The organism is Pacificibacter marinus (assembly GCF_018860505.1).
GTDB classification, from domain to species: Bacteria; Pseudomonadota; Alphaproteobacteria; order Rhodobacterales; family Rhodobacteraceae; genus Celeribacter; species Celeribacter marinus_B.
In genome coordinates, this window is the sequence record NZ_JAHKPU010000017.1 from 136,272 (window position 1) to 143,095 (window position 6,824).

Annotated in this window: 7 protein-coding genes; all 7 read right to left on the minus strand. The window is 52.4% G+C overall.

The window, feature by feature from the left end; genetic code table 11:
* Nucleotides 1-3: 3 nt before the first annotated feature.
* The 7 genes from KO503_RS03930 to KO503_RS03960 are packed head-to-tail and all read right to left on the minus strand — an operon-like array spanning nt 4 to nt 6,428.
* Nucleotides 4-1,038, minus strand: a complete 1,035-nt coding sequence (locus tag KO503_RS03930; RefSeq protein WP_215990268.1) for an ABC transporter ATP-binding protein — start codon at nt 1,036-1,038, stop codon at nt 4-6.
* Nucleotides 1,035-1,832, minus strand: coding sequence for an ABC transporter permease (locus KO503_RS03935; protein ID WP_215990269.1), 798 nt, complete (start codon nt 1,830-1,832; stop codon nt 1,035-1,037). The genes KO503_RS03930 and KO503_RS03935 overlap by 4 nt, the downstream gene beginning before the upstream one ends.
* Nucleotides 1,829-2,698, minus strand: a complete 870-nt coding sequence (locus tag KO503_RS03940; RefSeq protein WP_215990270.1) for an ABC transporter permease — start codon at nt 2,696-2,698, stop codon at nt 1,829-1,831. Before KO503_RS03940 ends, KO503_RS03935 begins: the two co-directional genes overlap by 4 nt.
* A gap of 1 nt (nt 2,699) precedes the next feature.
* Nucleotides 2,700-3,734, minus strand: coding sequence for an ABC transporter substrate-binding protein (locus tag KO503_RS03945; RefSeq protein WP_215990271.1), 1,035 nt, complete (start codon nt 3,732-3,734; stop codon nt 2,700-2,702).
* 19 nt (nt 3,735-3,753) lie between these two features.
* The gene (locus KO503_RS03950; RefSeq protein ID WP_215990272.1) at nt 3,754-4,689 is read right to left on the minus strand and encodes a PfkB family carbohydrate kinase; all 936 of its coding nucleotides are present in this window, start codon (nt 4,687-4,689) and stop codon (nt 3,754-3,756) included.
* On the minus strand, nt 4,686-5,687 hold the full coding sequence (locus tag KO503_RS03955; RefSeq protein WP_215990273.1) for an ADP-ribosylglycohydrolase family protein: 1,002 nt from the start codon (nt 5,685-5,687) through the stop codon (nt 4,686-4,688). Before KO503_RS03955 ends, KO503_RS03950 begins: the two co-directional genes overlap by 4 nt.
* Nucleotides 5,688-6,428, minus strand: a complete 741-nt coding sequence (locus KO503_RS03960) for a GntR family transcriptional regulator (RefSeq protein ID WP_215990274.1) — start codon at nt 6,426-6,428, stop codon at nt 5,688-5,690. It abuts the gene before it with no gap.
* Nucleotides 6,429-6,824 lie beyond the last annotated feature (396 nt).

Below are 6,824 nucleotides of genomic sequence, written 5' to 3' on the forward strand. Positions count from 1 at the left end.
CCTTTAATCAACAGTAAGTGCGCGGGCGTGACGATCAGACCAAGATAGCCAAACAGCGCCCTTTTCGGGCAGGCCATCGAACTCTTCTTGTCGCGCGATCGCTTTTACGGGTTGGCCTTGCCACTCGAGTACACAGGTCCCCATAGCGCCAGCAAAAATGCGTTGGCGTAATTCTGCGCGCAGAACATTAGGGCCTTCAGGCTCGACTGTACTTACCGTCATGTGCTCAGGTCGCACTGCTATCCGCGTTGCCTTTTCAGGGCGCGTCACACGAGCCCCACCGAGCAGTTCTAGCAGGCTGCCTTCAGGTTTGCCGTCGAACACGTTTGCTTCGCCCAAAAAACGCGCCGTAAAAGTATCGCCAGGATCGGCATAAACCTCTTGAGGGCGTCCTTCGCGTACTAAACGCCCACCTTTCAAGATACCAATACGGTCCGACAGCGTCAGTGCTTCTTCTTGGTCATGGGTCACAAAGATGGTGGTGATCCCGACTTCGCGTTGAATTCGTTTCAGCTCGATTTGCATGTCGACCCTCAGGGATTTGTCCAACGCTGAAAGTGGCTCGTCCAACAACAAAACTCTTGGGCGCGGCGCGATCGCACGCGCCATCGCAACCCGTTGGCGCTGTCCGCCTGACAGCTCATGCGGATAACGTTTTCCCAGTGGCCCAAGTTGCACCAGTTCCAAGGCTTCAGCGACGCGGCGCTTGGCATCGTTTCCCGTCACGCCGCGCACGCGAAGGCCGAAATCAACATTGTCCGCCACAGTCATGTTAGGAAACAAAGCATAGTTTTGAAACACCATACCAATTTCACGCGCCTCAACAGGCACATTGACTACAGGTCTATCGCCTATTGTTACGCTACCTGTATCGGGTTCGACAAAGCCGGCAATTGTGCGCAGCAATGTTGTTTTGCCGCTGCCAGATGGCCCCAGTAGGCCAAAGAAGCCACCATCCGGAAAGGTCAGGGTCACATCATCCAAGGCCCGCGCAGTTTTATAGGTCTTAACGATGTTGTTCACGCGAACTTCGCTCATTTTTCGCCTCCAAATTTTGTAAACCGCGCTGCGGTCAGCATCACGACCATAGAAACGGCAATGATAATGGTTGAAATCGCGTTGATCTCAGGGGTGAACCCCTTACGGATCGCCGTGTAGATTAGAACCGGCAAAGTGCTATCGCCCGGTTCTGACAGAAAGTAGGAAATTACGAATTGATCAAAGCTGACTGCAAAAGCGAACAATGCACCTGCAATCACTCCGGGGGCTATCCAAGGTAACATGACTCTGCGAGTCACCATCCAAGGGCGCGCCCCAAGTGACCGCGCGGCTTCTTCAAGTGTGCGATCAAAAGTGGCCAAACGTGCTGTCACCACAACGATTACATAAGGCAGCGCCAAAGCGACATGGCCTAAGATAACCGCAGGAGTCCCACGTCCGATGCCAACCCCGAAAAAGAAGATCAACATGGCTGTCCCTGTGATCAACCAAGGAATAGCGATGGGGGGAAATAGCAACACCTGAAGGATGCGCTTTCCAGGGAAGTCGTATCGCCACAAAGCCACTGATGCTGCGGTGCCGAGAGCTGTGGCAAACACTGTTGTCACAATAGCAATCCAAATTGAGCGCCATGCCGCAGATAAGATCGCCTCATTTTCCCACATCCGCTCATACCACTGGGTCGAAAACTGAAAGGGAAGCTGATAAAATTCGGATGCGTTGAAAGACATCGCGGCCATCACAAGGATCGGGGCGTAAAGAAAAAACAAGATCGACGAGAGGTAAAAGATGCCAATGCCAGTCGTCACGCGCGTGCGGAGCTGAGCTTTCATGTCTGTGCCCTTTTCAAGATCGGACTTGCAACCGCAAGTATGATGAGAACAACGGCCAGTAAAATAAAGGACAAAGCTGCCCCCAGCGGCCAATTAAAGACGGCGACAAATTGGTCTTCAATCAGGGTGCCGTAATACGTGCCCATGCGTCCGCCCAAGATGCGCGGTTCCATGAAGCTCCCAACAACAGGTACAAACACAAGTACAGCCCCAGCCAAAAGCCCCGGAGCGGACAACGGCAAGACGATACGCCACAAGATAGTCCACCATTTAGCACCTAAAGAGCGCGCGGCCTCAATCAAGCTGTCGTCGATGGCTTGTAAGGCAAGGTAAGACGTCAGGATCACGTAAGGGAGATAAGAATGGACCAAGCCAATCACGATGGCCCATTCGCTGAACAGTAAGTTTACCTTCACATCCCACGGCCAGATTGCGTTTACAAATTTGTCTAGCACTCCGTTTCCACGCAGCACGATGGCCCAAGAAAAGATCCGGACCAAAGAGTTTGACCAAAAAGGTAGGATGACCATTAAAAACAGCGCTTCACGCGCGCGTCCCTTGATCATTTTAGCCAAGACCCAAGCGCATGGAAAACCAATCAACACGCAAAGCGCCGTGACCTTCACCCCAAGCATGACCGATTTAAGTAACAATCGACTAAAGGTCGATGACTCAAAAAAGGCGCTATAATTTGTTAAAGTCACGCTCCATTCAGCATCACCAAAAGGAACTTCGGTGAGAAAACTGAAAAATGCCATGGCTGACAAAGGTAAAAAGACGGCCAATGTCAGCCATAAGTATGCGGGGGACAATAACGCAAAAGCGCGAAGTTTGTCCGTCCGTGCGATATTTATTCCCCCTGACATATTACTGTGCCGCCTTAAGATCTTGCCACAATTTTAGGAATTCTTCGCGTTTTTCATCCGCCAACGGCTGCATGAACTGAACTTTAGTGGTTAAGGTCGGGTCCTTTAAAATTGCCTTATTGAAGCTATCATCTGGCAACGCAGCCGTGGCAGCGGTATTGGCAGAGCCCGGAGCCCCCTCTTTGTCCCAACCGACATAGAATTCAGGATCAATCATCCAATCGATAAAGCTGTAAGCTGCATCTTTATTTGCAGAATCTTTTGGTACAGACAGCCCGTCCAGCCAACCGATTGCCCCTTCGTCGGGGACAACAAACGTAATATCCAAGCCTTTGCCGATAGAACGTGCCGCCGAACCAGACCAATAGGTCGCGGCCGCAAATGAACCAGACGCCATGTTTTGGTTCCAGTCGTTTTCTGACCCCCAGTAGGTGCTGATGCTGGGCATAAGGTCTGTCAATTTGGAGCGCACGGCTTCAAGGTCTTGAACATCATTGATGTTTTGACCCGTGGCCAACGCGCCGATTTGCACGGCTTCGACAGCATCATCACGTATCGACACGCGGCCTTCCCATTTCGGATCCCAAAGAACAGAAAGCGACGTTGGCATGTCGTCGAAATCAGCATTGGATACAGCAATCGAGGTCATGCCCCAAGCCCAAGGCACACCATAAAGCTCGCCCTCGCCATTCAAGCCAGCGTTACCAACAAAGGCAGGGTCGAGATTGGAAAAGTTTTTAAGTTTGCTGGTGTCGATGGGATCAAGCAGACCTTCGGCCACGACTTGCGGCGTGAAAGAGGAATTGATCAGCACCACATCATACGCACCAATGTTGGTTCTCATCTTGGTAAGCGTTTCTTGCTCAGAGTTGAAATACTCGTGAACAACTGTGTTGCCTGTTGCCTCTTCGTAGGCTTCCACAGCCCACTCTAAATCTGTCCCATACCCTTGCCAGTTCAAAACACGGATTTCATCAGCGTGTAGTGCTGGAGCGGTTAGAGTAACGGCGGCGATAGCCGTGAGAAGTCGTGTCATTATACTTTTCCTTGTTGAGCTAAAGTTCTGATGTCGACGCGAGAACTGCGTTGACCAAGTTGAGGAGTGGAGCCGTTGACGGCCCTTCTTGGGTGGTTGAAAGTGCTGCGGCAACGTTGGCCGCTCGCAAAGCTTGTGTCGGCGCAAGACCTGCGGCCAACATGCTTATGAAATATCCAATATGCGCATCCCCTGCGCCGTTGGTGTCGATGGCATGCACAGCATGCCCAGGGATGTGGCAGGCGGGTTGGCCGCCCTGAGATAGCCACGCACCTTGCGCACCAATGCGCACAATTGCCCCTCCGTTCACAGGGCAGGCTGCTGACAGGACGCAAGCGGCCTCACTTGGATCAGATTTTCCTGTTATGGCCAATGCTTCGGCAGCATTGGCGCTGACCCAAAGCGCAGCCTCAAGCGCTATGCGTAACGTCTCCGGTGCAATTGTCGCGACGCGGGGACCCGGATCAAAAACCAAACGCGTGCCCTTGGAGCAGCTTTGCAGCCAACGCGTCAGCGCTTCGGAACTGTTAGAATACGAAAGTGCATACCCTGACAGCAGAATCCAATCTTCCGTATCGGGGCACAAATTCGCAACATCTGCGTCAGAGACAACTCCATCCGCACCGGGACAGCCGATAAACGTCCGCTCACCGCTGTCATCGACCAAAACGGTGCAAATGCCCTGATCTGCGTCGTCCAGGCTTGCACCAATATGAGATATGCCTTCGGATTTAAGCGATTTTGCGACCATGTCGGCCATAGGGCCTGCTCCTATCGTGCCCGCAAACAACACCTGCAGTCCCGCGCGACGCGCTGCGACCATGGCATTAAATCCACCACCGGTTGCCAATGTGGCGCTGCGCACTTCAGCCTCGTTGCCCGCAAGAGGAATGTCTGTGACCTGATAGACAAGATCGACCACGACACCAGACATTTGAATTAGACGACTGGTCATACGTCACCGTCTTTATGCTGCGCGCGCAGAACTAAAAGATCACGTGCCACAGCTTCGGGATGGAACTGGTTTCTTGCTTTTAGCACTGCCAGCTTGTCAGTTGGAAAAGAGGAAAGTCCACTGCAAGCCCCACACATTGCACTAGCCATTGCACCGATAGTATCGGTATCATCACCGATATTGGCTGAAATCAGAGCCGCCTGCCAAGGGTCCCCTTTAGCCAACCGCACGACACCAAAGGCTGCCGCGACAGATTCTCGACTGGCTACAGAGGTTCCGATCTGTGCTGCTAATGCGGCCTCGTCACCCATTTTAGCTACATCAAGAGCCAAAGATATACGGCCAGCCATATCGCGTTCACCTATCGGGTTACCACGTTCGCATCCCATCCGGGCAGCTTCAAGCGCTCCTTCAAGAGTGGCGTCGAAATCTAACCCGCTTAAGCCTTGGCTTATGACGCTGGCCACAGCTGCGGCCCCGCCAACAGCCTCACCCGTCGCATGCGTGACGCGACAGACGGCCTCAACCTTGTCAACCAAGCGCGCCCCAACAAAGGGGATCGAAATGCCGACTGGCACGATGCGCATCGCCGCACCGTTGGTGGTGCCGCGCAGCCCAGTTTCAGTTGCAGGAACTCCAGCCATAAGCGATTCAAGTGCGGCCTTTGATGATGGGCCCAGCAGATCGTGTAAGCCACGCGCACGCACGTCTTTTTCCCACTCCAGCAGAGCAGTTGCCCATGCAGTATCGGTAAATTCACCCTGAATAAGCAACTTTGCCAACAAGAGCGTCTGCTCGGTATCATCGGTGAATTGCGCAGCCTCTAATCCGTGAGATACAGGGTGCCCATCCATCGGTGCGATGAAATCTGTTATCCGTTCGTAAGCTTGATGAATAGCCGCGCGGGTCAGGGTTTGAGATGGCATGCCCATCGCATCGCCCAAAGCTACACCTGCAAGAGCACCCGCAGCACGATCTTGAATCATAATATTATCCATCTAAAAATCCACCCTTAGGCCAAAGCGATCTGGATCGAGGATACTTTCGACATACTCCAAAAGAGAGCCGTCCTCTGCTTTGGTCAACCGCCGCAAGTGCAGCATGGCCGCTCCTGTGGGACGTTTCATAAGTGCAGCATCCTCAGCTCCTAAATGCGCCAATACACCTGCTGTTTCATTCCCTGAAGCGAGGGACAGCCCTTTAGCGGACAAAGTCTTGTTTAGAGAATCCTCGATCAACCCATCGACCAGCACATCCTCCAAAGCATCACGCCAAGGTAATCGGCTGTACTCTAAAGAAACGCCTTCTTGAGAGGCCTCATCGCTTCTCAGGCGATCAATACACAGATAATCGCCAAAAGCATTTAGGCCTTGGGACGTTAAGAAAGCGTCGGTACGTGCGCACTCTCCACGGCGTAAATCCAAAAGTTGTGTAATTAGTCGACCAGGACCCTGCGAAAGCGCGACAGACCAGCCCTGTGTATCGTCGAGAGTAGCCCCTTGGTAAGTCACGAAAGACCCGATGCCTGTGCGGGTCGCAATCAACCCACGGCTTGCGAGGATTTGTAGCCCGCGACGCACGGTGTTGCGGCTGACATCAAACCGTTGCATCAGCATATTTTCACTATTGAGTTGGTCGCCATGTGTGACGGAGCCAGTTCTAATCTCGCGTTCTAACGCTTGAGCTACGCGCTCTGACTTAGCCAGGCCAACCATTGGCATTCCATTATCCTGTTCCATCACGTACCACCCTGTTCTATCCTGTACCATAGGTTGCCTAAGATACCGGTCAAGAAAAAAAATGTCAGTCGGTAAGTTTTTTAAACCAAGTACAGATTAGCTAAATACGTTGGGTTGCACGTTCGAACACTTATAGGCCAAATCACGTGGCTATAACTCAGGATCTATGGCTGAGGCATCGTTAGACAAGATATTTGATTAACTTGAGAGTGATCAAGGAACTGAGCTATCCGTTTGAAGTGGTCCTGCTTTTTAGGAATGGTTTGCGGTTCAGCTAAGATGTAATCAGTTCAGTTTCATGCCGCCTTCTGGGATCGTTCTGTGCCAAAGAATGCGTCGTCAGAGGGTGTGACGGACTCGCGGGACACTTGTGGGTGTCTGACGTCAGCGCCTATG